Source organism: Haladaptatus sp. HS23 (assembly GCF_056892285.1).
The window spans coordinates 1-386 of record NZ_JBXGLH010000065.1 but is presented as its reverse complement, the minus strand read 5'-3'; the positions used below and the strand labels follow the sequence as shown (position 1 = coordinate 386).

At 62.7% G+C, this 386-nt stretch carries 1 protein-coding gene; it reads left to right on the top strand.

What is annotated here, in order from left to right; genetic code table 11:
• A partial coding sequence (locus AC1XDK_RS30825) for an FGGY family carbohydrate kinase (RefSeq protein WP_483353837.1) occupies positions 1 to 386 on the top strand: 386 nt, incomplete at both ends.

Here is a 386-nt window from a genome sequence, read left to right as displayed (position 1 = left end):
CTCTTCGGCACCATCGACACGTGGTTGATTTACAACCTGACCGGCGAACACATCACGGACGTGACGAACGCCTCGCGGACGATGCTGTTCGACATCCACGAGATGGACTGGGACGACGACCTCTGTGCGGAGTTCGACGTTCCGCGCGAGATGTTGCCCGAGGTGCGACCGTCGAGCGACGACGAAACGTACGGTTCGACCGACCCGGACGGCTTTTTGGGTGCCGAAGTCCCGGTAGCTGGCGCGTTCGGCGACCAACAGGCGGCGCTGTTCGGCCAGACCTGTTTCGACGCCGGGGACGCCAAGAACACCTACGGGACGGGAAGTTTCTTCCTCCTGAACACGGGCAACGAGGCCGTCGAAAGCGAACACGGCCTCCTCACGAC